Source organism: Nocardioides sp. GCM10030259, assembly GCF_042666375.1.
Lineage (GTDB): Bacteria > Actinomycetota > Actinomycetes > Propionibacteriales > Nocardioidaceae > Nocardioides.
In genome coordinates this window covers 279,559-305,350 of sequence record NZ_JBHTDF010000006.1, presented here as the reverse complement: position 1 = coordinate 305,350, position 25,792 = coordinate 279,559, and the positions used below count along the sequence as shown (strand labels likewise).

At 71.2% G+C, this 25,792-nt stretch carries 33 protein-coding genes; 14 read left to right on the top strand and 19 right to left on the bottom strand.

Annotated elements, in window-relative coordinates; genetic code table 11:
- Positions 1-4: 4 nt before the first annotated feature.
- The gene (locus ACFQQI_RS08300; RefSeq protein ID WP_378560724.1) at positions 5-874 is read left to right on the top strand and encodes an LLM class F420-dependent oxidoreductase; all 870 of its coding nucleotides are present in this window, start codon (positions 5-7) and stop codon (positions 872-874) included.
- On the top strand, positions 861-1,547 hold the full coding sequence (locus tag ACFQQI_RS08295; RefSeq protein ID WP_378560721.1) for a sortase domain-bontaining protein: 687 nt from the start codon (positions 861-863) through the stop codon (positions 1,545-1,547). The genes ACFQQI_RS08300 and ACFQQI_RS08295 overlap by 14 nt, the downstream gene beginning before the upstream one ends.
- Positions 1,548-1,557: 10 nt before the next feature.
- On the opposite strand, the gene ACFQQI_RS08290 is transcribed toward ACFQQI_RS08295, so the two are convergent.
- Positions 1,558-2,049, bottom strand: a complete 492-nt coding sequence (locus ACFQQI_RS08290) for a VOC family protein (RefSeq protein WP_378560718.1) — start codon at positions 2,047-2,049, stop codon at positions 1,558-1,560.
- A 20-nt stretch (positions 2,050-2,069) separates the two neighbouring features.
- Complete coding sequence (locus ACFQQI_RS08285; protein WP_378560715.1) at positions 2,070-3,239, bottom strand: SGNH/GDSL hydrolase family protein; 1,170 nt, start codon at positions 3,237-3,239, stop codon at positions 2,070-2,072.
- 95 nt (positions 3,240-3,334) lie between these two features.
- Between ACFQQI_RS08285 and ACFQQI_RS08280 the strand changes: the two genes are divergently transcribed.
- From ACFQQI_RS08280 to ACFQQI_RS08270, 3 genes are read left to right on the top strand one after another with little or no spacing between them, the layout of a single operon-like run.
- Positions 3,335-3,796, top strand: a complete 462-nt coding sequence (locus ACFQQI_RS08280; protein ID WP_378560712.1) for an SRPBCC family protein — start codon at positions 3,335-3,337, stop codon at positions 3,794-3,796.
- Positions 3,793-4,146, top strand: a complete 354-nt coding sequence (locus ACFQQI_RS08275; protein WP_378560709.1) for an ArsR/SmtB family transcription factor — start codon at positions 3,793-3,795, stop codon at positions 4,144-4,146. Before ACFQQI_RS08280 ends, ACFQQI_RS08275 begins: the two co-directional genes overlap by 4 nt.
- Positions 4,146-4,598 (top strand): SRPBCC domain-containing protein, encoded by a 453-nt coding sequence (locus tag ACFQQI_RS08270; RefSeq protein WP_378560706.1) that lies wholly within the window; start codon positions 4,146-4,148, stop codon positions 4,596-4,598. Before ACFQQI_RS08275 ends, ACFQQI_RS08270 begins: the two co-directional genes overlap by 1 nt.
- Positions 4,599-4,655: 57 nt before the next feature.
- Here the strand turns inward: ACFQQI_RS08270 and ACFQQI_RS08265 are convergent, their stop codons facing one another.
- The 3 genes from ACFQQI_RS08265 to ACFQQI_RS08255 all read right to left on the bottom strand — a co-directional run bounded on the left by ACFQQI_RS08265 (position 4,656) and on the right by ACFQQI_RS08255 (position 6,751).
- Positions 4,656-5,141 carry a hypothetical protein gene (locus ACFQQI_RS08265; protein ID WP_378560703.1) on the bottom strand — a complete coding sequence of 162 codons (486 nt, stop codon included), beginning with the start codon at positions 5,139-5,141 and terminating at the stop codon, positions 4,656-4,658.
- Between the two features lie 102 nt (positions 5,142-5,243).
- The gene (locus tag ACFQQI_RS08260) at positions 5,244-5,900 is read right to left on the bottom strand and encodes a response regulator (RefSeq protein ID WP_378560700.1); all 657 of its coding nucleotides are present in this window, start codon (positions 5,898-5,900) and stop codon (positions 5,244-5,246) included.
- Positions 5,897-6,751, bottom strand: coding sequence for a sensor histidine kinase (locus ACFQQI_RS08255; protein WP_378560697.1), 855 nt, complete (start codon positions 6,749-6,751; stop codon positions 5,897-5,899). Before ACFQQI_RS08255 ends, ACFQQI_RS08260 begins: the two co-directional genes overlap by 4 nt.
- Positions 6,752-6,853: 102 nt before the next feature.
- On the opposite strand from ACFQQI_RS08255, the gene ACFQQI_RS08250 reads away from it, so the two are divergent.
- Positions 6,854-7,375 (top strand): SPFH domain-containing protein, encoded by a 522-nt coding sequence (locus ACFQQI_RS08250; RefSeq protein ID WP_378560694.1) that lies wholly within the window; start codon positions 6,854-6,856, stop codon positions 7,373-7,375.
- Positions 7,376-7,490: 115 nt separating this feature from the next.
- Here the strand turns inward: ACFQQI_RS08250 and ACFQQI_RS08245 are convergent, their stop codons facing one another.
- Positions 7,491-7,988 (bottom strand): hypothetical protein, encoded by a 498-nt coding sequence (locus ACFQQI_RS08245; protein WP_378560691.1) that lies wholly within the window; start codon positions 7,986-7,988, stop codon positions 7,491-7,493.
- A gap of 185 nt (positions 7,989-8,173) precedes the next feature.
- On the opposite strand from ACFQQI_RS08245, the gene ACFQQI_RS08240 reads away from it, so the two are divergent.
- A complete protein-coding gene (locus tag ACFQQI_RS08240; RefSeq protein WP_378560688.1) occupies positions 8,174-8,551 on the top strand; it encodes a hypothetical protein in 378 nt (125 codons plus the stop codon).
- Positions 8,552-8,676: 125 nt separating this feature from the next.
- Here ACFQQI_RS08240 and ACFQQI_RS08235 read toward each other — a convergent pair whose 3' ends face one another.
- The 4 genes from ACFQQI_RS08235 to ACFQQI_RS08220 form a co-directional block, all read right to left on the bottom strand.
- A complete protein-coding gene (locus tag ACFQQI_RS08235) occupies positions 8,677-9,255 on the bottom strand; it encodes a dihydrofolate reductase family protein (RefSeq protein ID WP_378560685.1) in 579 nt (192 codons plus the stop codon).
- A gap of 70 nt (positions 9,256-9,325) precedes the next feature.
- A complete protein-coding gene (locus ACFQQI_RS08230; protein ID WP_378560682.1) occupies positions 9,326-9,970 on the bottom strand; it encodes a DinB family protein in 645 nt (214 codons plus the stop codon).
- The gene (locus ACFQQI_RS08225; RefSeq protein ID WP_378560679.1) at positions 9,967-10,737 is read right to left on the bottom strand and encodes an alpha/beta fold hydrolase; all 771 of its coding nucleotides are present in this window, start codon (positions 10,735-10,737) and stop codon (positions 9,967-9,969) included. The genes ACFQQI_RS08230 and ACFQQI_RS08225 overlap by 4 nt, the downstream gene beginning before the upstream one ends.
- Positions 10,738-10,741: 4 nt before the next feature.
- Positions 10,742-11,245 carry a pyridoxamine 5'-phosphate oxidase family protein gene (locus ACFQQI_RS08220; RefSeq protein WP_378560676.1) on the bottom strand — a complete coding sequence of 168 codons (504 nt, stop codon included), beginning with the start codon at positions 11,243-11,245 and terminating at the stop codon, positions 10,742-10,744.
- A 34-nt stretch (positions 11,246-11,279) separates the two neighbouring features.
- Here ACFQQI_RS08220 and ACFQQI_RS08215 point away from each other — a divergent pair, with 34 nt between their 5' ends.
- Complete coding sequence (locus tag ACFQQI_RS08215) at positions 11,280-11,675, top strand: MmcQ/YjbR family DNA-binding protein (protein WP_378560673.1); 396 nt, start codon at positions 11,280-11,282, stop codon at positions 11,673-11,675.
- Between the two features lies 1 nt (position 11,676).
- Here ACFQQI_RS08215 and ACFQQI_RS08210 read toward each other — a convergent pair whose 3' ends face one another.
- From ACFQQI_RS08210 to ACFQQI_RS08195, 4 genes are read right to left on the bottom strand one after another with little or no spacing between them, the layout of a single operon-like run.
- On the bottom strand, positions 11,677-14,034 hold the full coding sequence (locus ACFQQI_RS08210; RefSeq protein ID WP_378560670.1) for an ATP-binding cassette domain-containing protein: 2,358 nt from the start codon (positions 14,032-14,034) through the stop codon (positions 11,677-11,679).
- 42 nt (positions 14,035-14,076) lie between these two features.
- Positions 14,077-14,700: a glyoxalase gene (locus tag ACFQQI_RS08205; RefSeq protein ID WP_378560668.1), complete on the bottom strand. Its 624-nt coding sequence runs from the start codon at positions 14,698-14,700 to the stop codon at positions 14,077-14,079.
- Positions 14,697-15,107, bottom strand: coding sequence for a VOC family protein (locus ACFQQI_RS08200; protein WP_378560665.1), 411 nt, complete (start codon positions 15,105-15,107; stop codon positions 14,697-14,699). The genes ACFQQI_RS08205 and ACFQQI_RS08200 overlap by 4 nt, the downstream gene beginning before the upstream one ends.
- A 10-nt stretch (positions 15,108-15,117) precedes the next feature.
- Positions 15,118-15,492 (bottom strand): helix-turn-helix transcriptional regulator, encoded by a 375-nt coding sequence (locus ACFQQI_RS08195; protein WP_378560801.1) that lies wholly within the window; start codon positions 15,490-15,492, stop codon positions 15,118-15,120.
- Between the two features lie 271 nt (positions 15,493-15,763).
- On the opposite strand from ACFQQI_RS08195, the gene ACFQQI_RS08190 reads away from it, so the two are divergent.
- Complete coding sequence (locus tag ACFQQI_RS08190; protein WP_378560662.1) at positions 15,764-15,919, top strand: hypothetical protein; 156 nt, start codon at positions 15,764-15,766, stop codon at positions 15,917-15,919.
- A gap of 7 nt (positions 15,920-15,926) precedes the next feature.
- Here the strand turns inward: ACFQQI_RS08190 and ACFQQI_RS08185 are convergent, their stop codons facing one another.
- Positions 15,927-17,615, bottom strand: a complete 1,689-nt coding sequence (locus ACFQQI_RS08185; RefSeq protein WP_378560659.1) for an alkaline phosphatase D family protein — start codon at positions 17,613-17,615, stop codon at positions 15,927-15,929.
- A 65-nt stretch (positions 17,616-17,680) separates the two neighbouring features.
- Between ACFQQI_RS08185 and ACFQQI_RS08180 the strand changes: the two genes are divergently transcribed.
- Positions 17,681-18,091 (top strand): hypothetical protein, encoded by a 411-nt coding sequence (locus ACFQQI_RS08180; protein ID WP_378560656.1) that lies wholly within the window; start codon positions 17,681-17,683, stop codon positions 18,089-18,091.
- A gap of 84 nt (positions 18,092-18,175) precedes the next feature.
- Complete coding sequence (locus ACFQQI_RS08175) at positions 18,176-19,702, top strand: UDP-N-acetylglucosamine 1-carboxyvinyltransferase (RefSeq protein ID WP_378560653.1); 1,527 nt, start codon at positions 18,176-18,178, stop codon at positions 19,700-19,702.
- A gap of 18 nt (positions 19,703-19,720) precedes the next feature.
- Here the strand turns inward: ACFQQI_RS08175 and ACFQQI_RS08170 are convergent, their stop codons facing one another.
- Positions 19,721-19,993: a zf-TFIIB domain-containing protein gene (locus tag ACFQQI_RS08170; protein WP_378560650.1), complete on the bottom strand. Its 273-nt coding sequence runs from the start codon at positions 19,991-19,993 to the stop codon at positions 19,721-19,723.
- Between the two features lie 102 nt (positions 19,994-20,095).
- Between ACFQQI_RS08170 and ACFQQI_RS08165 the strand changes: the two genes are divergently transcribed.
- The 3 genes from ACFQQI_RS08165 (at position 20,096) to ACFQQI_RS08155 (ending at position 22,829) form a co-directional block, all read left to right on the top strand.
- Positions 20,096-20,899, top strand: coding sequence for a glycerophosphodiester phosphodiesterase (locus tag ACFQQI_RS08165; protein ID WP_378560647.1), 804 nt, complete (start codon positions 20,096-20,098; stop codon positions 20,897-20,899).
- On the top strand, positions 20,899-22,266 hold the full coding sequence (locus ACFQQI_RS08160) for an MFS transporter (RefSeq protein WP_378560644.1): 1,368 nt from the start codon (positions 20,899-20,901) through the stop codon (positions 22,264-22,266). The genes ACFQQI_RS08165 and ACFQQI_RS08160 overlap by 1 nt, the downstream gene beginning before the upstream one ends.
- A gap of 179 nt (positions 22,267-22,445) precedes the next feature.
- A complete protein-coding gene (locus ACFQQI_RS08155) occupies positions 22,446-22,829 on the top strand; it encodes an RNA polymerase-binding protein RbpA (protein ID WP_378560642.1) in 384 nt (127 codons plus the stop codon).
- A gap of 1 nt (position 22,830) precedes the next feature.
- On the opposite strand, the gene ACFQQI_RS08150 is transcribed toward ACFQQI_RS08155, so the two are convergent.
- From ACFQQI_RS08150 to lnt, 3 genes are read right to left on the bottom strand one after another with little or no spacing between them, the layout of a single operon-like run.
- Entirely contained in the window at positions 22,831-23,337 is a 507-nt protein-coding gene (locus ACFQQI_RS08150; protein WP_378560639.1) for an FxsA family protein, read from the bottom strand.
- Positions 23,334-24,113 (bottom strand): polyprenol monophosphomannose synthase, encoded by a 780-nt coding sequence (locus ACFQQI_RS08145; RefSeq protein WP_378560636.1) that lies wholly within the window; start codon positions 24,111-24,113, stop codon positions 23,334-23,336. Before ACFQQI_RS08145 ends, ACFQQI_RS08150 begins: the two co-directional genes overlap by 4 nt.
- Positions 24,110-25,663 carry an apolipoprotein N-acyltransferase gene (lnt, locus tag ACFQQI_RS08140; RefSeq protein ID WP_378560633.1) on the bottom strand — a complete coding sequence of 518 codons (1,554 nt, stop codon included), beginning with the start codon at positions 25,661-25,663 and terminating at the stop codon, positions 24,110-24,112. Before lnt ends, ACFQQI_RS08145 begins: the two co-directional genes overlap by 4 nt.
- Positions 25,664-25,792 lie beyond the last annotated feature (129 nt).

Genomic DNA, 25,792 nt, shown 5'->3' with positions numbered 1-25,792 from the left:
GAGAGTGCGGATCGGAATCCACTACGCCAGCTTCACCCACCCCGACTGGGAGTCGAACCTCCTGCCGCGGCTGACCGAGACGGCCCGCGTCGCCGACGAGGGCGGCGTCTCGCTCTTCACGGTGATGGACCACTACTTCCAGATGGAGGCCCTCGGCGGGCCGCCGGAGCCGATGCTGGAGGGCTACACGACCCTCGGCTACCTCGCCGGCGTCACCGAGAGGGTTCGGCTCAGCCTGCTGGTGACCGGCGCGACCTACCGCCATCCCGGCCTGCTCGCCAAGATCGTCACGACGCTCGACGTGCTCTCGCGGGGCCGCGCGATGCTCGGACTCGGCGCGGCGTGGTACGACCGCGAGCACCGGGGGCTGGGCGTCCCGTTCCCGCCGACGTCGGAGCGGTTCGAGCGGCTCGAGGAGACGCTGCAGGTAGCCCTCCAGATGTGGAGCGACGAGGACGGCGCGTACGACGGCAAGCACTTCCAGCTCGCCGAGACCGTCTGCGTGCCCGCGCCCGTGCAGCAGCCGCGCCCGCCGATCCTCATCGGCGGCAGCGGTGAGCGGAAGACGCTGCGGCTGGTCGCGCAGTACGCCGACGCGTGCAACCTCTTCCCCGAGGGCGTCGACGGCGCCCGGCACAAGCTGGAGGTGCTGCGCCGGCACTGCGACGACGTCGGCCGCGACTACGACAGCATCGAGAAGACCATGCTCGGCGGCACCGACCCGCTCGCCGACCCCGACGGCTTCGTCACCGACATGGCGGCGTACGCCGATCTCGGCATCAGCCTCGTCACGCTGATGCCCCGCACCGACGACCCGGCCGGGTGGACCGCCCGGGTCTGTGAGGACGTGCTGCCGAAGCTTGCCGACCTCTGACCGTCTCCTGCTCGCCGCGGGCGTGCTGCTGCTCGCGGGCTGCTCCACGCCCGCGGATCCTCCTGCGGGAGCGCCGGCACCGACGGAGCGGTCGAGCCCGTCGGCACAGACGACGGTGGGTGCCGAGCCCGTCGAGGAGGCCTCCCTCCACTCGGACGGCACCCCGCGTCGCGCCACCCTGACGATCGCGTCGATCGGCGTCCGCGACCTCGCGGTGGTGCCGTACGTCGGGTGGACCGACGACGCCCCCGGCACCCGGATCCAGAACGGCGGCAGGGCCGCCAGCCCGCACGGCCCGCGCGGCGGCGTCGGCCCCGGCGGCATCGGCAACTACCAGGTGACCGCACACCGCCTGTCGTCGACGCGGGCCTTCGAGCACCTACCGTCGGTGCGCCGCGGCGAGCGCGTGCACGTCGAGGCCGGGGGAGTGCGCTACACCTACCGGATCGTCGGCACCCGGTCGACGTCGTTCCGCCAGCCCGCCTCGCTGCGGGCTCAGCGCGCAGCGGTGCCGGGTCGCCCCGGTGACGAGCCCACCCGCGCGATGATCACGCTCTCCACCTGCGCCACGATCGAGGACCACGCCGACGGCAACTGGTGGGCCGACCGGTTCGGCAACCCGGAGCACCGGATCGACAAGATCGGGGTGCTGGTGGACTCGGCGCCGGCCTAGCCTGCTCGAGCTAGAGCACGGCCTCGCCGTACATCTCGCCGAGCCGGTCCGAGATCAGCTCGACCCGCGTGCCGTCGGGGTCGCGCAGGTAGATGGAGCTGTCGCTCTCGAGGAGGTACTCGACCCCGGCGTCGTCGAGCTTGGCCCTGAGGTGCGCCCAGCGCTCGGGCTCGACCGAGATCGCCAGGTGGTGGAGACCGCCGAGCACCTCGGCGTACGGCCCCACGTCGAGACCGGGGAAGTCGAAGAACGCGATCAGGTTGCCGTTGCCGATGTCGAAGAAGAAGTGGTTCGACCCCGCATAGTCGCGGTTCTCGAAGATCTCCGTCAGCGGGAACTCCAGCAGCCCCTGGTAGAAGCGCACCGTCGTCTCGACGTCCGCGCAGACGATCGCGACGTGGTGCACGCCGCGCGCCGACGAGGCGGGGCGGGACTGCTCGGGCGAGAGGTACGTCGAGCGGATGCGGTCGCGCTCGGCATTGATGGCGTCGAGGTCCGGCATGGTCGGGACGCTACCCCGGGTCAGCGTGGCGTGGTGGCCAGGGCGCCACCCGAGCCGAACGCCAGGGCGGCGAACCGCTCACCCATCCGCCGGTGCGTCGTCGGATCGGGGTGCAGGGCGTCGGGGAGCGGCAGCTCGGCCGCGTCCGCCTCGCCGTACAGTTCCCGTCCGTCGAGGAGGTGGAGGTGTACGTCGTGCTCCCGGCGCTGCGCCACGATCCGGGCGAGCTCGTCGCGGACGACCGTGAGAGTGAGCTTGCCGGCGATCACCTCGGCGGGGTCGCCGGCGGCGACGAAGGCGAGCCGTCCCTCGCCGAGCGCGCTCAGGTCGGGTGCGCTCGGTCCCGGGGTGTGCTCGTGGATCGGGCAGAGCACCGGGGAGACCACCAGCAGGGGAGTCTCGGGGTGGCCCTCCCGGATCGTGTCGAGGAAGCCGTGCACCGCGGCACGGAAGGCGCGGAGCCGCACCAGGTCCTGGTTGACCAGGTTGATGCCGATCTTGACGCTGACGACGTCGGCCGGCGTGTCCCGCATGGTGCGTGCCGTGAACGGATCGAGCAGCGCACTGCCGCCGAACCCGAGGTTGACCAGGTCGACCCCGGCGATCCCGGCCGCGACCGCCGGCCAGGTGCCCGTCGGGTGCTCGGCGCTCGAGCCCTGGCTGATCGAGCTGCCGTGGTGGAGCCACACCGGTCGCTCGTCCGTGACGTGGTGCACGGGCGCGTCGGCGCGCAGCGCCACGAGCACGGTCGTCTCGTCGTGCGGAAGCCAGATCTCCACCCGCTTCTCGCCCGGCGGCAGCCCCGTGAACGACGCCGTGCCGGGCTCGCCGTGGCGGTGCTCGAAGCGTCCGGTCGTCATGTCGATGAGGAGGGTGTCGCCACCGGGCACGGTGGCCCGGGAGTGCAGGCGGCCGTCGACGACGAGGTCGTGGACGCCGTCGGGGCGCGCGGGTGCGCCGACGTACTCGCGCTTCGTGGGGATCGCGTCGAGCTCGATCGCCGTGGCCTCGGTGCGGAGCACGAGACGTACGCCGGAGGGCTGCGACTCGGCCATCGCGAGCTGGCCGTCGGCGGCCTGGTCGCGCGCCCAGGCGGGCAGCCGGTGCGGCAGCAGCCCACGGTCGGTCTGCTCGAGCTCGACGGCTCCGCGCAGCAGGTCGGCGGTGATCGGCGTCGTCGTCCAGGTCATCGCCGCCAACCTATCGGTCAACGTTGCAACCAAGGGTTGCGCAATGGTCCGAGGCGGCGTACGTTTCTATGCAACCAATTGTTGCAGGAGGAGTCATGGAACTGGGAAGCATCGAGCGCGAGATCTACGTCGACGCCGCACCCGAGGTCGTCTTCGACGTGGTGAGCAAGCCCGAGCACCTCGCGGGCTGGTGGCCCGACGACGCGCGCTACGAGGTCGCGCCCGGGTCGGCGGGGGAGATCACCTTCGGAGACCCGGACGGCGAGGGAGCGCTGGTCGGGCTGACCGTGCTGGAGGTGCAGCCGCCGCGGACCTTCACGTTCCGCTGGACGCACCGGCCGGGGGAGGAGGCCGCCGAGGGCAACTCGCTGCTGGTCACGTTCGACCTGACGCCCTCCGGCTCGGGGACGCGCCTGCGGATGACCGAGACCGGCTTCCGCGAGATGGGCTGGGAGGTCGCCGTGCTCGAGGAGCAGTACCGCGAGCACGTCAAGGGCTGGGACTTCTTCCTGCCGCGGCTGCCCGAGTACGCGTCGAAGGTGGCGGCAGGAGCATGAACAGGCCCGTGGACGACGAGCTCTGGTCGGCGGTCGGTGACCCGACGCGGCGCCGGATGCTCGACCTGCTGCTGAGCGAGGGGAGTGGCACGGCCACCAGCCTCAGCGAGCACCTGCCGGTGACCCGGCAGGCGGTGGCCAAGCACCTCGTCGTCCTCGACCGGGTCGGCCTGGTCCACGCGACGACGGCCGGGCGCGAGAGGCAGTTCCGGATCGACCAGGAGCAGCTCACGCGCGCCGTGGGACAGCTCGAGGCGGTCGGTTCCGCGTGGGATGCGCGGCTCCAGCGGATCAAGCGGATCGCGGAGGCGATCCACCAGCAGACGGACGAGCAGACGAAAGAGGAGTGATGGCGGTGGTGGACATCCTGCACCGGGTCGGCGTACGAACGACGTCGCCCGAGAAGGTGTACGACGCGCTGACGGACGTCGGCGCGCTGGCCGGGTGGTGGACCGAGGACGCGCAGGGGAGCGGCGCCGTCGGCGGCGTCCTGGAGTTCCGGTTCCCGCCCGTCGGCGGCTTCGACATGGAGGTGGTCGAGGCCGTGCCGGACAAGCGGGTCGCGTGGCGGGTCGTGGACGGCCCGCAGGAGTGGATCGGTACGACGGTCGAGTGGGACCTGCGCCAGGACGACGACTGGACGATCGTGCTGTTCTCGCACCGCGGCTGGGCCGAGCCGGTCGAGTTCATGCACCACTGCAGCACGAAGTGGGCGACGTTCCTGATGAGCCTGAAGTCGCTCGTCGAGAGCGGCGCCGGTGCTCCGGCGCCCGGCGACGTGCAGATCAGCGACTGGCACTGACAGCCAGAGGGGCACCTGCCTCGACCTCCGAGGCAGGTGCCCGCTGGCGTGTCCCGATCAGACCTTGACGCGCTTCAGCTCTCCGCCGTGCACCATGATCGCCCAGATCACCAGGACGTCGATGGCGATCAGGATGACCGACCACATCGGGTAGGCCGACATGAAGGTGATGTTCAGCAGGGCGCTGATGAAGGCGACGGCCACGCCGGCGATGCGCGCGATCATCCGGCCGGAGAGGAGGCCGGCGCCCACCAGGATCATGATCACGCCCATGATCAGGTGGAACCAGCCCCACGCGGTGTAGTCGAGGTTGATCACGAGCCGCTCCCTCGTGATCAGGAAGACCTCGTCGCGGAAGATCGCTACGAGGCCCTCGATGACGTGCAGGGAGCCCGCCAGGAACAGCAGGACGGCCGCGAACTGCACCCAGCTGACCCAGCCCGAGTCCTGAGCGACGTACTTCGGCTGCAGGCCGGGGTTGAAGTTGCTGACGTCCTGGGCGTCCTGCATGCTCCGGGGATCCAGCTCGTGACTACTGGTCATGTGATGACCTCCGATCGTCCGATTTCCTCCTCGGAGCGTCCTCCCGGATCCGCGATCGCACATCACCCGTCCCGAGTGACCCGGGTGGGCCGCCGTCGTGCCTCAGGGCTCGATGAGGCCGGCGCGGATGGCGTAGCGGGTGAGCTGGGTGCGATCGCGCATGCCGAGCTTGGCGAGGATGTTGGCGCGGTGCCGCTCGACCGTCTTGATGCTGATCGTGAGGGCGCGGGCGATCTCCTTGGACGACGAGCCCTCCGCGATCAGCTTGAGCACCTCGTCCTCGCGCTCGGTGAGCACGGTCTCGGGGACCCGCTCACCGCGGTGCATCCGGTCGAGGTAGTCGCGCACGAGCGCGCCCATCGCGCCGGGGTAGACGAACGCCTCGCCGCGCAGGGCCGCCCGGCAGGCGCCGACCAGGTCCTCGTCCGCGACCGACTTCAGGACGTAGCCGCAGGCCCCGACCTTGAGCGACTCGAAGAAGTACTGCTCGTTGTCGTGCATCGACAGCATCAGCACCTTGGGCGGCTCGCCCCTCGCCGTACGCCGGCCGATCTCGCGGGCGGCCTGCAGCCCGGTCATCCGGGGCATGGCGATGTCGAGGATCACCAGGTCGACCTCGGTCTCGCGGATGCGCTCGATGGCCTCGGCGCCGTCGCCGGCCTCCGCCACCACGCGGAGGTCGGGCTCCTGGTCGAGGATCAGGCGTACGCCGCGGCGCACCAGCGCGTGGTCGTCGGCCAGCAGGATCCGGGCGGTCACGCCGGGACCTCCAGCCGCACGGTGGTGCCGGCGGGGGAGCTCGCGATCGTCAGGTCGCCGGTGACCAGACGGGCGCGCTCGCGCATGCCACGTAGCCCGGCGCCGTCGCGGCTGACGTCGAACCCGTGCCCGTTGTCGGCGACCGCCAGCACGACGTGCCGCCCGACGCGGGTGAGGGAGAGCTCGACGGTGTCGGCCCGGGCGTGCCGAGCGGCGTTGGTGAGCGCTTCCTGGGCGACGCGGTAGATGACGAGCTCGGCCTCGCGGGGGAGCTCGGGCAGGCCGGGGGTCACCACGCGGCGGACCGAGGCGCCGCTGTGCTGCCCGAAGTCGCTGGCGAGGGCGGCGAGGGCGCTGGCCAGCCCGAGGTCGTCGAGCACGTCCGGGCGCAGCTGGCGCGCGACGCGACGTACGTCGTCGAGGCCGGCGCGGGTGCTCTCCCGCAGCAGCGCGAGGTCGGCGGCGAGGTCGGCGGGCGCTCGTCGCTCGGCCTGCTTGAGGCCGAGCAGCACGACCGTCAGGTGCTGGCCGACCTCGTCGTGGAGCTCCTGGGCGATCCGGTGCCGCTCGGCCTCCTGGGCCGCGAGCGCCTTGGCGTTGCTGGTCGCGCGCTCGTCCTCGAGGCGCTCGAACATCTCGTTGAACTCGGCCACCACCTTCTCAACGGGCTTCAGGCTCGAGCGCAGCAGCAGCGCGTTGGTGACGAGCATGACCAGCAGCCCGGTGCCGAGCACCAGGACCTCGGAGACGACCGGGCGACGGGACACACTGAAGGGGCCGAGCACGAGCGCGAGCGTCGCGCAGGCCAGCACGGTGCCGTTGATCAGCACCACCTTCCAGTACAACCGCACGCCGCCAGCCTGACATGCGACCGGCAGCCTCCCGGTGCGCGCGGGCGCAGATGGGTGGTAGCACCCATTCAGCGCAGGCGATCGCTCACGAAGACTCGAGACATGACCGCCACGACGTACCCCATCGTCGCCGCGAGCGCGCTCCTGCTCTGCTGGCTGGCGATGTCCCTGAGCCGGGTGCGGCCAGGGGAGTGGACCGTCGTGACGCGGCGCGGCGTCGTCCGTCGTGGCTGGTCGTCGGGCTGGGCCTGGCGCATCCCGTTCGTGGAGCGCTTCGAGCGCGAGGTCTCCCGACCGCACGAGCTGCCCGTGGGTGTGCGCGCGACGACCGCCGACGGCGTGACGGTGCTGGTGCTGGTGGAGGCGACCGTCTCCATCGCGCGGCCCGAGGCCGGTGCCCGGTACGCCGACCCGTGGCCCGCGGCCGAGCTGGCGGCGGAGCAGACCATCGCCCACACGGTCACCGGATGGGCGGCGAGCGACCTCACGCAGACCGCTGCCGCCGCCCAGCGGCCGCTCCGCCGTGCCGTCCGGTCCGCGGTCGACGGGCTCGGGGTCGAGGTGCACGACCTCGAGCTCGTCGAGGTCGACGTCCGCCTCGACACCGCCCACGGACCTCCGTGACCGGGCGCCCGTGATCCCACCCAGCGACCACTCGATCGCCATCGCGGCGGTCGCCGTCTTCGCGATCGCCTACGCGGTCATCGCCAACCGAGAAGGTGCACCGGGTCCACGGCCGTCACGGTGTCGGGTCGTCGTCGGGATGGAGCAGGTGGGGGAGCCTCCCGAACTCCGTCCGGGCGTGTCGGTCGAGGTCGTGCGCGAAGGTGGGGCTGAAGTACAGCCGCCAGACGGGGTCGAGGACGCGGGCCCATCCCGCCCAGCCGGCGGTGAGGACGTGACGGACCACCGCGCCGTCCTCCTGGGGGTCGAAGGCCAGCGTCAGTCGCACCGGAGGTCGCAGCCGCCACGGGCGCAGCTGCCAGACGATCCTCCGCCCGGGCACCACGTCGACCACCGCGGCGGCCATCCGCAGGTGTCGCCGGCCGACGTACTCGTCCATCCACACCACGTCGCCGACATGATCCTCGCCGGGTCCCGCTCGACGTACGTGGAACTGCCGGTGGGTGCCGGGCCACCACGCCCGGTACCGCGTGTCGTCGCAGGTGAGCATGAAGTCCGTGAACTCATCGCCGGAGAGGCCGTCCAGGGCGATCGTGGTCTCCAGGGTCAGCACGGCGAACCCCCTTCTCCTGATCTTCACGATCCTCCGGAAGGGGTCGCCGAGGCATGGGCAAAGGTCACCGCCGCACCCCCGGAAGTCCCGGGAGCGCACACCGTCGTCGAGGTACTTCTGCCCTCCCGAGGTGGAGCGCGTGCTCCGAAGATGGAAGAACAAGCCCATCGAGGGGAGGCGCTGTCATGCAGTGGGACCTGGGTCTTCAGGGATTGGCCGTCCTCGGGGTCATCTCGCTCGAATTCGGGGTGGTCGCGGGGCTCGCCGTGGGCGGCCGGAGCCTCGCCGGCAGGCTCATCGCCGCCGCCATCACGACGATCGCCTGCTTCGCCGCCGGCGCGTTCACCAGCGAGGTGCTGTTCGGCTGGGCGACCGAGAAGCAGCTCCAGCCGAACATCGACGGGTTGTCACGCGACGAGATTCTCCTGTCCGGCGTCGTCACCACCGTCGCGGTGGTGCTGGTGACGCGCCACGTCGCTCATCGAACACGCGCGCCCTCGGGCGCCGACGGACGGCGGCACGTGATCGGGCGTCATCGTGGCCAGCCCAGCGGACACGCCTGAAGAGGAACCTCGAGGAACCTGAGGGAGGGCCGGATCCGCGGGAACTGACATAATGTCAGTTATCGGCGAAGCGGCAGGAGGCGCGGAACCAGTCGGGCTCGCCCATAGATGCGACTGCTCCCGCCTCACGACGTCGGCCCGTTACTCCCGTTGGGCCGGTATCGCAGGACGACTGCCCCTGACCGGAACTCATGGCGGTCCACGAGCTCGAGCTGGATGCGTTCGCGCATGCCGGCGAGCAACGTCGGCCCGTGTCCGGCAAGGACCGGCTGCACGAGAAACTCGTACTCGTCGATCAGTCCCAGATTCGCCAAGGCCCCGGGCAGCGTCACCCCACCCACCCACAGGCCCTCGCCCGGCTCCTGCTTGAGCCGCTGGACCGCTTGACCCACGTCGCCTTGCACCAGCTCGGCGTTCCAGTCGACCCCGCTCAGCGTGCTCGACACGACGTACTTCTTCGCCCGGTCGATGGTCTCGGCGAACGGGACCTGCCACTCGTCCATCCAGTCAGGCCAGGTGCTCGTGGCCGGCCTCCGCCAGGCCGACTCCATCATCTCGTAGGTGACGCGTCCGAAGAGCAAGGCATCGGCTCGTGCCATCTCGGCGGTCCAGTAGCGCATCGACTCCTCGTCCGGTGGGAGCCCTGCCTCGTGATGACAGCACCCGTCGAGCGTGACGTTGATCGAATATCTGAGCGGTCTCATCTCGCTACTCTCCGTCTAGGCGCGCCCGCGTTCACCGGGCCGTACATCTGACTGCTGTCGGCGTCACTTCTCATCGGCGCCGCGATCGCACCCGATACGTACCGCCGGCGGCGCCAGGGCCCCGCGGCGCCGTGTCCTCCGCGAGGCGCTCCAGCTTCGTGACGTACGCCGGCCAGTCCCAGCCCTCGGGGATGTTGGAGTTCTCGATGCGAAGGCCGACGGAGCCGTCGATCTGCTCGCGCAGGATGTCGGCATGACCGGCGTGGCGGGCGAGGTCGGCCGTGACGTGGACGATGACCCGGTGCAGCGTGACCTCGGCGCGGTCGGCCGGCCACCACGGCACGCGGCCGACGGTCTCGAGCGGCAGCTCGTCGATCGTCGCGTCGGCGAACGACCAGACGCGGCGGTAGAGATCGACCAGGCCGGCAGCGGACTCGTCCGCGGTGGCGTACCAGTCGGCCTGCGGGTCGGTGTCGTAGGCGTCTTCGGGCACGAGCTCCCCCGGCGTCGGCCACTCGCGCCCGAACGTCGGCCCGAAGTACCCGACCTCCACGTTGAGGCAGTGCTTCACGATCCCCAGCAGGTTGGTGCCGGTCGGCGTCCGCGGCCGGCGCAGCTCATGCTCCGACAGTCCTTCGACCTTCCAGAGCAGTGCCTCCCGCGCTCCCTGGAGATAGTGCTCGAGTGCCGCCTTCGGTTCCTGGGACGTGCTCACCGCGGCATCATCCCTCGGCGCCGACTCGTCGTGCGCGCGACGAGGTCCGCGAGCAGGCCGGCCAGCAGGTCCGGCTGCTCGTGCGGCAGCGCGTGCCCGGCGCCGTCGATCACGGCGAGTGTCGCCAGCGGGTAGCGGTCGACCAGGTCCGCGGCCGCGGCGTACCCGACCGTCGAGTCCTGTCGCCCCGCGACGACCAGCGTCGGGCCGTCGTACGCCGCGTCATCGGTCCCGGTGAGCTGCCAGCGCTCTCCGATCCGCTCCATCGCGGCCTCGTCGACGAGGGACTCGGCAGGGGCGACGAAGCGGCGGTACCGCTCGAGCATCTCCGGTGTCTGCACCACGAAGTAGGCGCGGAAGGACTCGTCACCGAGATCGTCCGACGCGACCACCGGGCGGTGCTCCGGGACGTCACGGCTGTCGGGCAGGAGCGGGCACACCAGCCCGAGCCCGGCGACCCGGTCCGGCCGCTTCGCGGCGATGCCCTGGGCGAAGTAGGCGCCGGCCGAGTGGCCGACGAGCAGGACCGGATCGGCGCCGGCGACCGCGTCGACGAAGTCGATCAGGACGTCGCGGACGTCGTCCGCGCTGCGCAGCGCCACGGGCGCCGGCGACCTGCCCATGCCCGGGAGGTCGGGATAGATCCGCCGCAGGCCGCGGACCGCGCCGAGTGCCGGCTCGAAGCACGCCTCGGCCTCGCGGTGGTCGACGCCCGCGCCGTGCAGGACGACCACCGGTGCTCCCCCGCCGTGCTCGACCCAGTGCACGTGTTCAACCCTGTGCAGCTGTCTCGGGCCAGACGCGGGCGCGGTGGTCGTCGTTCCGACCGTGCAGCGGGCACGGCTGCCGCGGCTCGCGCGGGCAGAGCACCGACACCTCGGTGGCCCGCGCACGGTAGAGCCGCCACGGCGACGACCCGGACAGCTCGTCCGCGGTGAGGCCGGTTCCGCCGCGCTCCGGTGAACCCGGGTAGACGGCGAGGCCCCGCTCGAGGTCGTCGCCCGCGAGCACCTCGGCGGTGGCGTCGGCGTACAGCGCCCGGCCGTGGTACGGCGGGACCGTCGAGTCGAAGACGACCAGGCTGACGGCCGGGTGCGCCGCGAGGTTCTCGGAGTGCCGGCTCACCGGTGTCGAGGACCAGTAGAAGTCCGACACCCCGTCGGCCGCGAAGTAGACCGGCGAGGCCCACGGCCGCCCGTCCGGGCCGACGGTGCCGAGCGTCAGGTAGGCGTTCTGCGCCAGCAGCTCCGCCGCGTGATCTTGGAGGTGTCCCATGACCACTGTCCTACACGCCCGCTAGCGTCGTGGCATGCCACATCCGCGGATGTTCGACGACGACGACCCGGTCCTCGCCCGGGTCCGCGAGCTCGCGCTGGCCCTGCCGGACGCGGCGGAGAAGGTCTCGCACGGCATCCCGGCGTTCTACACGACGAAGGTCTTCGCCTACTACGGCGGCAGCGTGAAGGTCGGCGACGGCTACGAGCGGCACAGCGAGTCGGTGCTGGTGCTGGCCGACCCGGTCGAGCGGCCGGCGCTGCTCGAGGACCCGAGGTTCTTCCACCCGATGTACCTCGGCGTCTCCGGCTGGGTCGGCCTCGACCTCGACGACGGGGTCGACTGGAGCGAGGTCGCCGAGCTGGTCGAGACGTCGTACCGCCTGACGGCCGGCGTACGCCGGGCGCGGCTGCTCGACCAGCGCCGGTGACCTAGGCCCCGACGTACTCCGCCAGGTGCTGCCCCGTCAGCGTCTTCTTCCTGGCGCCGACCAGCTCGGCCGGGGTGCCCTCGAAGACGATCCGCCCGCCGTCATGTCCGGCGCCGGGACCGAGGTCGATGATCCAGTCGGCGTGTGCCATCACGGCCTGGTGGTGCTCGATCACGATGACCGACTTGCCGGCGTCGACGAGCTTGTCGAGCAGCGCGAGCAGGTGGTCGACGTCGGCCAGATGGAGGCCACTGGTCGGCTCGTCGAGCACGTAGACGCCACCCTTCTCCCCCATGTGCATGGCCAGCTTCAGCCGCTGGCGCTCGCCGCCGGAGAGGGTGTTCAGCGGCTGGCCGAGCTTGAGGTAGCCGAGCCCGACGTCCTCGAGCCGCCCGAGGATCGACGCGGCCGCCGGCGTCTTCGCATCGCCGGACCCGAAGAACTCGTGCGCCTCGGCGACGGGCAGGTCCAGCACCTCGGCGATGTTGAGTCCGCCGAAGCGCATCTCGAGCACCGCCGCCTGGAAGCGCTTGCCGCCGCAGTCCTCGCAGAGCGTCGCGACCGTCTCCATGAACCCGAGCTCGGTGTAGATCATCCCGTTGCCCTTGCAGGTCGGGCAGGCGCCCTCGGAGTTGGCGGAGAAGAGCGCCGGCTTGACCCCGTTGGCCTTCGCGAACGCCTTGCGGATCGGCTCGAGCAGCCCGGTGTAGGTCGCCGGGTTGGACCGCCGCGACCCCTTGATCGCCGACTGATCGACGTACACGACGCCCTCCTTCGACGGGACGGACCCGTGGATCAGCGAGGACTTGCCCGACCCGGCGACCCCGGTCACCACGCAGAGCACGCCGAGCGGCACGTCGACGTCGACGTCCTGCAGGTTGTGCTCGGTGGCGCCGCGGATCTCGAGCTGGCCGGAGGGCTCGCGTACGGCGTCCTTGAGCCGCGCCCGGTGGCCGAGGTGCCGTCCGGTCAGGGTGTCGGAGCCCTTCAGCCCGTCGACGGTGCCCTCGAAGCACACCGTCCCTCCGCCGGTGCCCGCCTGCGGGCCGAGGTCGACGACGTGGTCGGCGATCACGATCGTCTCGGGCTTGTGCTCGACGACCAGCACGGTGTTGCCCTTGTCGCGCAGGTCGAGCAGCAGCTTGTTCATCCGCGCGATGTCGTGGGGGTGCAGGCCGACCGTCGGCTCGTCGAAGACGTAGGTGACGTCGGTCAGCGCCGACCCGAGCTGCCTGACCATCTTGGTGCGCTGCGCCTCTCCCCCGGACAACGTGCCCGACGGCCGGTCGAGCGAGAGGTAGCCGAGGCCGATCTCGACGAACGAGTCGAAGAGGTGCAGCAGGCTCCCGACCAGCGGCGCGACGCCCGGGTCCTCGACCCCGCGCACCCACTCCGCCGCGTCGGTGATCTGCATCGCGCAGACGTCGGCGATGCTGGCGCCCTTGATCTTCGACGACCGCGCCGACTCGTTGAGGCGGGTGCCGTCGCACGCGGGGCAGGTCTTGAAGACCGCGGCCCGCTCGACGAAGGCCCTGATGTGCGGCTGGAGCGAGTCGACGTCCTTGCTGAACATCGACTTCCGGATCTTCGGGATCAGTCCGTCGTAGCTGACGTTGATGCCCTTGGCCTTGATCTTCGTCGTCTGCTTGTAGAGGAGGTCGTGACGCTCCTTCTCCGTGTAGTCCTTGATCGGCTTCTCCGGGTCGACGAACCCGGACTCGATGTAGGTCGCCACCATCCACCCGTCGGCGGTGTAGCCCGGCACCAGGATGGCGCCCTCCACCAGTGACTTCGACTCGTCGATGATCACGGACAGGTCGAGGTCGGAGACCGTGCCGCGACCCTCGCACTCGGCGCACATGCCGCCGAGGTAGACGGCGTCCTTGACGATCTTCTTCTCGCCCTTCGGGCCGGTCATCACGCCGCTGGCCTTCGTCGTGGGCACGTTGAAGGAGAACGCCGTCGGCCCGCCGATGTAGGGCTCGCCCAGCCGGCTGAAGAGCGAGCGCAGCATCGCGTTGGCGTCGGTGACGGTGCCGAGCGTCGAGCGCGGGTTGGCGCCGAGGCGCTCCTGGTCGACGAGGATGGCCGTCGTCAGGCCCTCGAGCGCGTCGACCTCGGGTCGCGGCAGGTTGGGCATGAAGCCCTGGACGAACGTGGAGTACGTCTCGTCGATCAGCCGCCGCGACTCCGCCGCGATGGTCCCGAACACCAGCGAGCTCTTGCCGGAGCCGGACACCCCGGTGAACGCCGTCAGCCGGCGCTTGGGGATCTCGACGCTGACGTCCTTCAGGTTGTTCACCCGCGCGCCGGTGACGCGGATCAGGTCGTGGGTGTCGGCCGTGTGTTGGGACGCCATGCGCTCATTCTCTCCATCTGTCGTACGCCGGTGGGAGGTCGGTCAGTTCGACCCGGACTCCCACACATATCCATCGGGGTCGGTGAAGCCGTCGGTCGAGCCGCGCACGACGATCCGGTGGGACCCACTCCCCTCCCCCGGAACTCCGGCGTCCTTGGCGGCGGCCTTGCGGGGGTAGAGCGCGAGCTTGACCCGCGACCCGGTGTCGAGCTCGGCGTACTTCCCGCCGAAGCTCTTGCCGGTGGCCAGGCCGCGCTCCTCGTAGAACCGCTTGCTCGCCTTGACGTCCGCGACGCCGATGAGGAGCACCACGTCGTCGATCTCCCGGGTCGCGGGACCGCTGTCCTTCTTGGACTGGGAGACGACCTTCCACAGGGTGCCGTCGGGCGCCTGCACGACGCCGCCGTAGCCCCAGAGGCTCTTGCTGACGGGCTTCACCTCGGTGGCGCCGGCGTCGAGCGCGGACCGGACGAGCGCGTCGACCGTGCTCGGCTGCGCGACGATCAGGGAGATCGTGAACCCGCGGAAGCCGGTCGTCGGCGCGTCGGACCGGCGGCTGCTGACGACGTCCCCGAGCCCGAGGGCGGCGTGGAACGCGTCCGTCGCGGCGGGGTCGGAGGTCTCGATGACGAGCGAGTCGATGGTGACGGCGGTCGTGGCGCTCATGACGCCGCCTGGACACGCAGCATGTTGCCGGCAGGGTCGCGGACGGCGAAGTCGCGCACGCCCCACGGCTGCTCGGTCGGCTCCTGGACGATGTCGACGTCGGCCGCCTGGAGCTGCTCGAATGTCGCGTCGAGGTCCTTGCTCGAGAAGAGCATGCTGCCGAAGGTGCCCTTGGCCATCATCTCGGTGATGACCTTCCGCTCGTCCTCGGTGATGCCCGGGTCGGCGCCCGGCGGGTAGAGCACGATGTTGACGGACGGCTGCCCGGGCGAGCCCATGGTGAGCCACCGCTTGCCGTCGTAGCCGACGTCGTTGCGCAGCTCGAAGCCGAGCGTGTCGCGGTAGAACCGGAGCGCTGCCTCCGGGTCGTCCTGCGGGAGGAACGTGGTGTGAAGGTTGATGTCCATGACCACGACCCTAGGGACGCGGTGCGACGGGCGCTTCTCGATTCCTGACCGGTCTCGTCACCTTCTTGAACTCGATCGACGGGACGCCGGCCATGTCGTCGCGGGCGTGCCGCTTGTACTCGCTCGGCGGCATGCCCACGAGCTCGGTGAAGCGGGTGCTGAACGTGCCGAGCGACTGGCAGCCGACCTCGAAGCAGACGTCGGTGACGCTGAGGTCGCCGCGACGCAGCAGCGCCATCGCCCGCTCGATGCGCCGCGTCATCAGGTAGGAGTACGGCGACTCGCCGTACGCCGCCTTGAACTGCCGGCTCAGGTGGCCGGCCGACATGTTGACCCCACGCGCGAGCGCCTCGACGTCGAGGGGCTGGGCGTACTCGCGGTCCATGCGATCACGCACGCGCCGCAGGAGCGCCAGGTCGCGGAGGCGCTGGGCATCGGCGTCGCTGCTCACGCGTCCGATCGTGCCACGTGCCCGGCCCGGGTGCGGGTCCGCCGGATGCCCCGGACGGGCCATCCGCGACGGTCAGCCGGGGCAATTGCGGGCGGTTCCGGTCCGATCCGGTATCTGCGACCGATGAACATGGCACCTTCCAGGTGTCCGCACCACCAAGACCGGAGGCATGGGGCACCGGGTGGCGCGGGAGGGAGGCAACACCATGTGGGACACCGTCCAGACCAACGACGTGCACCTGTCGCACGACATGCCGTGCACGCGCTGCGGCCACGCCGCCCACACCTACCTGGCGTGCGGGGACGACTGCGACTGCCGCAGCTCGGCCGTGCCGGGCCAGGCCGCTCTGGCCATCGCCTGATCCGACGTCAGCCCACCGGGTCGAGCGTTGCCTCGCGTCCGAGCACGGGACGGTGCGTGTCGCCGTCGACCACCCGTCCGCTGACCCACCACATCCGGATGCCGCGCGGGTCGAGCTCGAGCACCGCGAGGTTGTTGGCGTACCAGGGTCCCTGGGTCACCGCCCACCGCAGCGGCTCGAGCGGCACCCGCCCCGCCAGCGACATCAGTCGCCCGATCAGGCCGGCCGGCCGCCACGCGGCAAAGCCGGTCAGGGTCCGCATCGGCCCCGGCAGCGGGTTGCGGATCGGTGAGCAGACCGCCTGGAGGATCCGGCTCGCGACGACCCCGCCCCGCGGCCACGCCTCGGCCAGGTAGCTGTGGTGCACGTCGCCGGACAGGAACGTGATCGTCCGCGGCGCCCGCCCCCGGCGTCCGGCCGCCACCTCGAGCAGGATCGCCGCGACGTCGCGGAAGCCGCGCTGGAAGGCCGCCCAGTGCTCGAGGTCGGCGCCCTGGCGGAAGTGCTCGCCCAGCCACTTCCCCGGCCGTCCCCACGCGCCCTGCGCGAGCGCCTCGCCGAACGCCTCGGCGTGGTGCAGCCCCGGGGACAGCAGGAACGGCAGCGACGTGCCGATCAGCAGGTGGTCGACGTCGCCGCGGAGCTGCGCGTCGAGCCACATCAGCTCGTTGTCGTCGAGCATCGAGCGACGGTCGGGGTCCAGCACCCTCGCGGCCCGGGAGTCGACGACGACCAGCCGGGCCTGGGTGTCGAACTCGCGGGAGTAGCTCCACCGGTAGGTCTCCGGGTGCTGGTCGGCCCGGTCCGCGAGCGCGTCGAGCGCATCGCCCAGGTCGAGCTCCCCGGGCCCGTCGTGCGCCGCGATCCGCCTCCACAGCTCGTCGACGGCGCGCTCCTCGGGCCCGAGGTTGCCGAGGTGCTGGTAGACCCAGTACGCCGCGAGCCCGCCCACGACCCGCTCGTGCCACCAGTCGGTGGACTCCATGGCCTGCCGCCAGGTCCACGACGTGTTCCAGTCGTCGCGGATGTCGTGGTCGTCGAAGATCATCGCCGTCGGCAGCGTCGAGAGCAGCCATCGGTTCGCCGGTTCCGACCACGCGATGCGGTAGAGGTAGGTGTACTCCTCGTAGTCCTTGAGCTCGTACCACGGCGCCTGCTCGGGGTCGCGACGCTGCTCGATGAACTCGCGCATCTCCTCGCTGGTCTCGTCGGCGTACACCTGGTCGCCGAGGAAGAGCGCGAGGTCGGGCCACCGCTCCCCGGGGTCCTCCGACCCGCCCTCGGTCAGGCCCGCCATGAACAGCGCGTAGGCCCGCATCGCGTCGACGCCGAACTGCTCGGTCCCCTCCGCGTCGTGGTCGACGCTGACGCGGCACGAGCCGAACGCCATCCGCAGGGGCTTGCCCGGCGCGAGCGTGGGGATCATCGACGGGGGGAACTCGGCGAGCTCGGGATCGGTCGACGGCCAGACCTGCTCGCCGTCGACGTGCACGGCGTACGGCGTGATCGTGCCGGGCGTGAGCCCGTCGAGCTCGACGAGCGCGTAGTGGTGCCCGTGCACGCCGAACGTCCGCGCCACCGCCCGGTGCTCGCCGGCGGTGACCGTGACCTCGGCGGCCTGCGCGGTCTCCACCCAGACGGTCGCCGTGGTGGCGTCGACGTACCGCAGCACGGGGCCGAGCACGAGATCGGTCATGAGGATGACCTACCCAGTGGCGGGCGCCGCGATGCCCGAAGCGGATCACTACTAGGATTCGGCCCATGGCGACTCCCGAGCGACGCACCGCACCCGGCACCCCGGCCGTTCCCACGTCGACCCCCGACGCCTCCGGCCCCGCGCCGGTGATGGCGCCGTTCGGCTGGCTGTTGATCCTCCTCGCCGGCCTCGGCCTGATCCTCGCGACCTGGCTCGTCTACGGCACCGAGTACGACGGCATGTGGGCGGGCTACCGCGACGGCATCATCGGCACGGCCGTGGTGCTGTGCGCGATGGCGCTGAACACCTCGCTCCCCCAGAAGCCGATCCTCGGCGTCGTCGGCCTGTGCGGCATCCTGCTGATCCTGTTCGCGGTGTTCCTGGACAACGAGACGGCCGTCTTCGTCGCCGAGCTGGCCGCGGGCATCGGGATGCTCGTGGGCGCCGGCCTCTACGCCTCCGGACGCCGTAGCTGACTCCCGACCGGACCCCGCCGCGCCGCGACACTCCCGGCCGGCGGGGTTTGTTGCGTTATCTCATATGTGAGTTACCTTGACTGCATGACCGAGGGCTACAAGAACCGCATCGGCAACCTGATCCGCGACGCCCGCAAGCACCGCGGGCTCACCCAGCACCAGCTGGCCGACCTCCTCGGCACCAGTCAATCGGCCGTCAACCGCATCGAGAAGGGCCACCAGAACCTCTCGCTCGAGATGCTGGCCCGCATCGGCGCCGCCCTCGACTCCGAGATCGTCGCCGTCGGAGCCGGGCCCACGCACCTGCGCGTCACCGGCCCCACGACGCTCTCGGGCGAGATCGACGTCAAGACCTCCAAGAACGCCGGGGTCGCGCTGCTGTGCGCCACCCTCCTCAACCGGGGGCGCACGACGCTGCGCAAGGTCGCCCGGATCGAGGAGGTCAACCGGCTCCTCGAGGTGCTCAGCAGCCTGGGCGTCCAGTGCCGCTGGCTCAACGACGACAACGACCTCGAGATCGTCCCGCCGCGCGAGCTCGCGCTCGACAACGTCGACGCCGCGGCCGCGCGTCGTACCCGCTCGATCATCATGTTCCTCGGCCCGCTGCTGCACCGGTCGGACACCTTCGAGCTGCCGTACGCCGGCGGCTGCGACCTCGGCACCCGCACGGTCGAGCCGCACATGTCGGCGCTGCGGCCGTTCGGGCTCGAGGTCAAGGCGACCGAGGGCTACTACCACGCCTCGGTCAACCGGGCGATCGAGCCGGGCCGGCCGATCGTGCTGACCGAGCGCGGCGACACCGTGACCGAGAACGCGCTGATGGCGGCCGCCCTGCACCCGGGCACCACCGTGATCCGCAACGCGTCGTCGAACTACATGGTCCAGGACCTCTGCTTCTTCCTGCAGCGGCTCGGCGTACGGATCGACGGCATCGGCACCACCACGCTGTCGGTGACCGGCCTGACCGAGATCGACGTCGACGTCGACTACGCGCCGAGCGAGGACCCGATCGAGGCGATGTCGCTGCTCGCGGCCGCCATCGTGACGCAGTCCGAGATCACGATCCGCCGGGTGCCGATCGAGTTCATGGAGATCGAGCTCGCGCTGCTCGAGGAGATGGGCCTGCGCTACGACCGCTCCGACGAGTACGTCGCGCTCAACGGGCACACCCGCCTGGTCGACATCACGACCAAGCCGTCGGAGCTCCACGCCCCGCTCGACAAGATCCACCCGATGCCGTTCCCGGGCCTCAACATCGACAACCTGCCGTTCTTCGCGGTGATCGCCGCCGTCGCCGACGGCCAGACCCTGCTGCACGACTGGGTCTACGAGAACCGGGCGATCTACCTGACCGACCTCAACAAGCTCGGCGCGCGCGTCAAGCTCCTCGACCCGCACCGGGTCATGATCGAGGGCCCGACGAGCTTCAGCGGCACCGAGCTGGTCTGTCCCCCGGCGCTGCGGCCGGCCGTGGTCATCCTGCTCGCGATGCTCGCGTCGAAGGGCACCTCGGTGCTGCGCTCGACGTACGTCATCCACCGCGGCTACGAGGACCTCGCCGAGCGGCTCAACCAGCTCGGCGCCAGCATCGAGACGTTCAGGGACATCTGAGGGGCGGCAGCCCCACCCTCAGTGGAAGAGCGTCTCCACCCACGCCCGGGCGGGCGGCTTGCTGGCGGGCGGGGCGGTCATGTCCGGGGTGATGCGCGGCATCGGCGCGGTGTGCTGGCCGGCGTGGGCGTGCCAGTCGTTCTCGGCCTCGATGAGGGCGCCGAGATCGGCGCGACCGAGGAAGACGCCATGGCCGGCGGGACATGCGTTGACCGCGCCTTCTCCGAGGGCGGAGCTGAGCGGGCGCGTCTCCATCTCCGCGCCGCATCGAGGACAGGTCAAGGTCTCCATGTCACGACGCTACCGCCCCTGCGGTGAGTGTCGACGGACGCGCGCCGGGTCCCCCGCGAGTCCGGGGCGGGCCCGGTGCCGGGAGGGTGAATACTGCCGCGTGTGACGACGCCGACGACCGGGTTCGCGTTCCTCGACTCGGTGCTCGACCGCCCCGGTGAGGTGCTCGCGTTCGCGCACCGCGGTGGCGCCTACCACCCGGAGATCGAGGGCCTGGAGAACACGCTCGCGGCGTTCCGGCACGCCGTCGCCCTCGGCTACCGCTACCTCGAGACCGACGTCCACGTGACGCGGGACGGCGTGCTGCTGGCGTTCCACGACACCGTCCTCGACCGGGTGACCGACCGGCGCGGGGAGATCGCGACGCTCAGCCACGCCGAGGTGCGTGAGGCGCTGGTCAACGGGAAGGAGGCCGTGCCCACCCTGGCCGACCTCTTCGACGCCTTCCCCCAGGCGCGGTTCAACATCGACCTCAAGTCCGAGGGCGCCGTCACGGCGCTGGCCGACTTCGTCGCCGCCCGGGACGCGTGGGACCGGGTCCTCGTCGGCTCGTTCTCCGGACGACGTACGGCGCGGTTCCGCCGCCTGACGCAGGGGCGGGTCCCCACGAGCGCGACGCCGGCCGAGATCGTCGCGTTCCGGCTGCTGCCCGGCCGCCTGGCCGCGCTGGTCAGCCGGAGCGGCGCGGCCCTGCAGGTTCCGTACCGGCGCGGACCGCTGGTCGTCGCCACGTCCGGCCTGGTCCGGCGGGCGCACGCGGCGGGACGGCACGTCCACGTGTGGACCATCGACGACGAGGCCGAGATGCGGCTCCTGCTCGACCGGGGCGTCGACGGCCTCTTCACCGATCGCACCGACATACTCAAGGCCGTCCTGGTCGATCGCGGCCATTGGAGGGAGTCGTGATGACGGCAGCAGGGATCGACCCGGCGACCCGGGCTCGCGAGCAGAAGGCGTGGTACTGGTACGACTGGGCCAACAGCGCCTTCGTCACCACCACGGCCGCGGTGCTCTTCGCGCCGTACCTCACCTCGGTCGCGGAGAAGGCCGCCTGCGGCCGGGCGACCGACGAGGACGCCGGGTTCAAGTGCACGACCGACCTCCACGTCCTCGGCCTCGACGTCTCCGCCGGCTCGCTGGTCTTCTACATCGTCACGATCGCCACGATCGTCTCCGCCGTCGTGCTGCCGATCGTCGGCGCGGTCGCCGACCGCAGCGCCGCCAAGCCGAAGCTGCTGGGCGGCTTCGCCTGGACCGGCAGCCTGATGGCCGCGCTCATGTTCCTGGTGGCGGGCAGCAACTGGCAGCTCGGGGCGGTGCTGCTCCTGCTGGCCACGCTGTGCCTCGGGGCGAGTCTCGTGGTCTACGACTCGCTGCTCGTCGAGATCGCGGACCCCGACGAGCGCGATCGGGTCTCCTCGCGCGGCTGGGCCCTCGGCTACCTCGGCGGCGGCCTCCTGCTCGCCGGCAACTTCGTGCTGCTGACGGTGATGAGCGACAGCACTGAGATGGCGGTGCGGATCAGCCTGCTGTCGGCCGGCATCTGGTGGGCGGTCTTCACCATCATCCCCGTGCGCGGCATCCGCTCCCGCCCGCCGGTGAACCCGGTCGCCGAGTCGGGTGGTCTGGTCCGCGCCAGCTTCGGCCAGCTGTGGCACACGCTCAAGGACCTGCGCGGCTACCCCGTCACGCTCACGTTCCTGCTCGCCTACCTCTTCTACAACGACGGCATCCAGACCGTCATCTACGCCGCCTCCGTGTACGGCGAGAAGCAGCTCGGCTTCGAGAAGAGCACCGTGCTGATGGCGTTCCTCGTCGTCCAGTTCGTCGGCATCGCCGGTGCCCTCGGCTTCGGCCGGGTGGCGGGCCGGCTCGGTGCCTACCGGGTGATCCTCGTCGGGCTGTTCATCTGGCTCGGGGTCGTCGTGGCGGGCTGGCTGACCCCCGCCGACAACCTGCCCCTCTTCCTGCTGCTCGCCGTCGCGATCGGCGTGGTGCTCGGCGGCACCCAGGCGCTGTCCCGGTCGTTCTACAGCCAGCTCATCCCGCGCGGCCGCGAGGCGGAGTACTTCTCGCTCTACCAGGCCTGCGAGCGTGGCACGAGCTGGATCGGCACGCTGATCTTCGGTCTCGTCCACCAGTGGACCGACTCCTACCGGCCGGCGCTGCTGGCGCTGATGGTGCTCTTCGTGGTGGGCATCGCCCTGCTCGTCCGGGTCGACCCGCGGCGCGGCATCCGCGAGGCGGGCAACGAGCTGCCGCAGGTTGTCTGAGAAGTCGCTGTGATCGCGCGCACGCGCGCCGATTCCCGGAATCTTGCCCTCCCCTCTACCGTTGAACAGGTTGAGACATCGACGGGCGGGGTACACGAACCCCGAGGCTCGCGCCACGCATGGCGCGGCTCGTCTGTCTCGGACAGACAATCGGGGGACAAGGATTCGGGAGGTGGCTCATGGCGGAGCGCACACTGCGTGGAGCGCGGCTCGGGGGCCAGAGTTTCGAGGATGAGCGCGGCATCGAGTTCGCGGCTCGTCAGCAGGTCGGTTACCAGTGCCCGCAGGGGCACGAGTTCGAGATCACGATGTCGGTCGAGGCCGACGTCCCGGCAGTGTGGGAGTGCCCGCGCTGCGGCGCCGAGGCGCTCAGCGTCTCCGGCATCCAGCCCGAGGTGAAGGCCGAGAAGCCGGCCCGCACCCACTGGGACATGCTGCTCGAGCGGCGGTCGGAGAAGGAGCTCGAGGACATCCTCAAGGAGCGTCTCGACCTGCTGCGCGGCGGCGAGATCGGTCCCGCGCACCTGCACCGCGCCAATCAGAAGAAGCGCCGGGCGGGCTGACTCAGTCCTCGTCCACGACTTCGCCCCGGACGATGGGCCCCTCACCGGGCCCGGGTCCGGGGCCTTGTCGCGTCTGAGGGCCGGCCTGGGTTCGTACGTCGAGGAAGTCGACCGTCAGGCGGCGGGCGACCGCCGCTCCGAGCACCCGCCGGAACACCGGCCGCGTGAACGGCAGGATCAGCAGGATGCCGAAGGCGTCGGTGATGAAGCCCGGCGCCAGCATGAGCGTGCCGCCGATCAGGATGAGCGCGCCGTCGGCAAGCTCGGTGGCCGGCATCCGGCCGCTGTCGAGCGCGTCGCGCAGGGCCTGCCAGGCCCGACCACCTTCGTGACGGATCAGCCAGGTCCCGAGGATCGCGTCGGCGATCAGCAACAGGATCGTCCACCCGGCGCCGATCACCTGGCCGACCTGGACGAGCACGTAGATCTCGAGGAGCGGGACCAGGACGAAGAGGACGAACAGCGTGAGCTGGATCATCCGCCGGCGGCGACTCCTCGACGCGGTCATCGTCCGACCATGCGACGCACCTGGGCGGCCCGCTCGCGCAGCCCCCACACCGTGATCCGGCGGAGCGACTCCGACGCGACCGCGCCGCTCATCTTGGAGTCGCCGCGGACGCGCTCCACGAACTCGATCGGCACCTCGCGGACCGTCAGCCCGGCCTGGAGGGTGCGGGCGACCATGTCGGTCTGGAAGACGTAGCCGGTCGACTCCACCGAGGCGAGGTCGATCTTCTCGAGCGTCGTACGGCGGAACAGCCGGTAGCCGGCGGTGGCGTCGTGCACGGGCACCCCGAGCAGCAGCCGGACGTAGAGGTTCCCGCCGCGGCTGAGCAGCTCGCGACGCAGCGGCCAGTTCACCACCGCTCCCCCGGGCACCCAGCGCGACCCGATCACGAGGTCGGCGTCGCCGAGGGCGTCGAGCAGCCGGTCGAGCTGCTCGGGCTGGTGCGAGCCGTCGGCGTCCATCTCGCCGATCACGTCGTAGCCCGCGTCGAGGGCGACTCGGAAGCCGTGCAGGTACGCCGCGCCGAGGCCGGCCTTCTCGGTCCGGTGGATGACGCTCACGGCCGGGTCGGCGGCGGCCAGCTCGTCGGCGACCGTGCCGGTGCCGTCGGGCGAGCCGTCGTCGACGACGAGCACGTCGACGGCCGGCTGCGCGACCCGGAGCCGCCCGACGATCCAGGGCAGGTTCTCAACCTCGTTGTAGGTCGGGATGACGACGACGATGCGACCCAGGCCGTGGTTCTCGGCGCCTGCTGGGTCCCGCGATTCGGGGGTCACCGGTGCTCGCTCCTGCTCTCCTCGGCGCCGGCGACGCCGGTCGGCTGGGGTGCGTCCACGGCCGTCTGCCGGGTACGACTCCGACGATACGGGACCCAGGCGAGCACGAGCCCGACTGCGGTCAGGACGGCGAGGAGACGTCCGGACCAGGGGCCGATCCGCACGGCAGGAGTCACCGACGAGACCAGCTCGACCTGCTCCACCAGCGCGGCCTGCGTGCGCGGCTCCGCGCTGGCGACGACGCTGCCGTCGGGGGCGATCACTCCGGTGACGCCGTTGGTCGAGGCGACGACCAGCCAGCGCCCCGTCTCGATCGCCCGCAGCCGCGTGATCGCGAACTGCTGGTCGATCTGGTCGGTGTGGATGAACGTCGCGTTGCTGGTCTGGACCGTCAGCATCTCGGCCCCGCGCTCGACCTGGGCGCGGATGCCGTCGTCGTACGCCACGTCGAAGCAGATCGAGTCGGCGACGTCGACGCCGGCGATGCTCAGCGGCTCGTCACGGGTGCCGCTGAGCATGTCGCGGGGGATCTCGGCGAGGCGTCCGAACTGCCGGGTGAAGAGCTTGCGCGCGGGGATGTACTCGCCGAACGGCACCGGGTGCCGCTTGGTGTAGCGGTCCCCCGCCCCGGTGACCGGGTCCCAGACGATCCCCTGGTTGAGGACGTGCTCGGGGCCGGCGTCCACGATGGCGCCGACGAGGATGGGTACGCCGATCGCGTGGCTGGCCGTCAGGATCCCGGCGTTGGTCTGCTGGTCGCGGAAGGGGTCGACGGCGGTGGAGTTCTCCGGCCACACCACGAAGTCGGGTCGCGGCTGCCGGCCGGCGGCGACGTCCTCGGCCAGCCGGGTGGTGACGTCGATCTGGTTCTGGGTGACCTGCCGGTAGTCGTACAGGATGTCGTCACCGTCGCCGGGGACGTCGCCCTGCACGGTCGCGACGACGGCGGTCCCGGACCGCTCTCCCTCCCAGGAGACGCCGACCGGCACGAGCGTGACGACCACGAGCCCGGCGAGCACCCCGGCGGCGACCCGCCGCTCGCGCCCGCGGGCGACGACGAGCCACGCGAGCAGCGTGCCGCTGAGCGCGAGGACGAAGCTGACCCCCACCGCGCCGATCCAGGGCAGCGAGTCGGCGACGAAGGTGTCGGCCGTCGCGAACGCCAGGCGTCCCCAGGGCATGCCGCTGAACGGCCAGCCGCTGCGCCACACCTCGATCGTCGTCCAGGCGGCGGCCACCCACAACGGCCACCACCGGTGGTGGAGCAGCACCGTGGTGAGGGACCCGAGCAGCGCGACGAACACGGCCTCGACGGTGGCGAGCGCGAGCCAGGCGTCGGGGCCGACCGCGCGCATCCAGAACAGGTGGACCCACTGGAAGCCGATGCCGAAGGCCAGCGCCGGGATCCAGCCGCTGCGGATGCGGAGCCCGCGGCAGCACAGCACGAACCCGGCGATGCAGAAGGGGATCACGATCGGCAGCGCCACGGGCTCGAAGGCGAGTGAGAGGCCGACGCCGCACAGGGCGGCGACCAGGATCCGCGGCAGCACGCTCCGACGATATCCGGACCCCGGAAGGATCCCGCGCCCTTCGGACCAACCCGAACCCGACCGGCTGTCGGGGTCGCGCTGTTGTCTAGGGGACGCGGGTCCCTTCCGCATCCGTTCTCGGCCTGATGG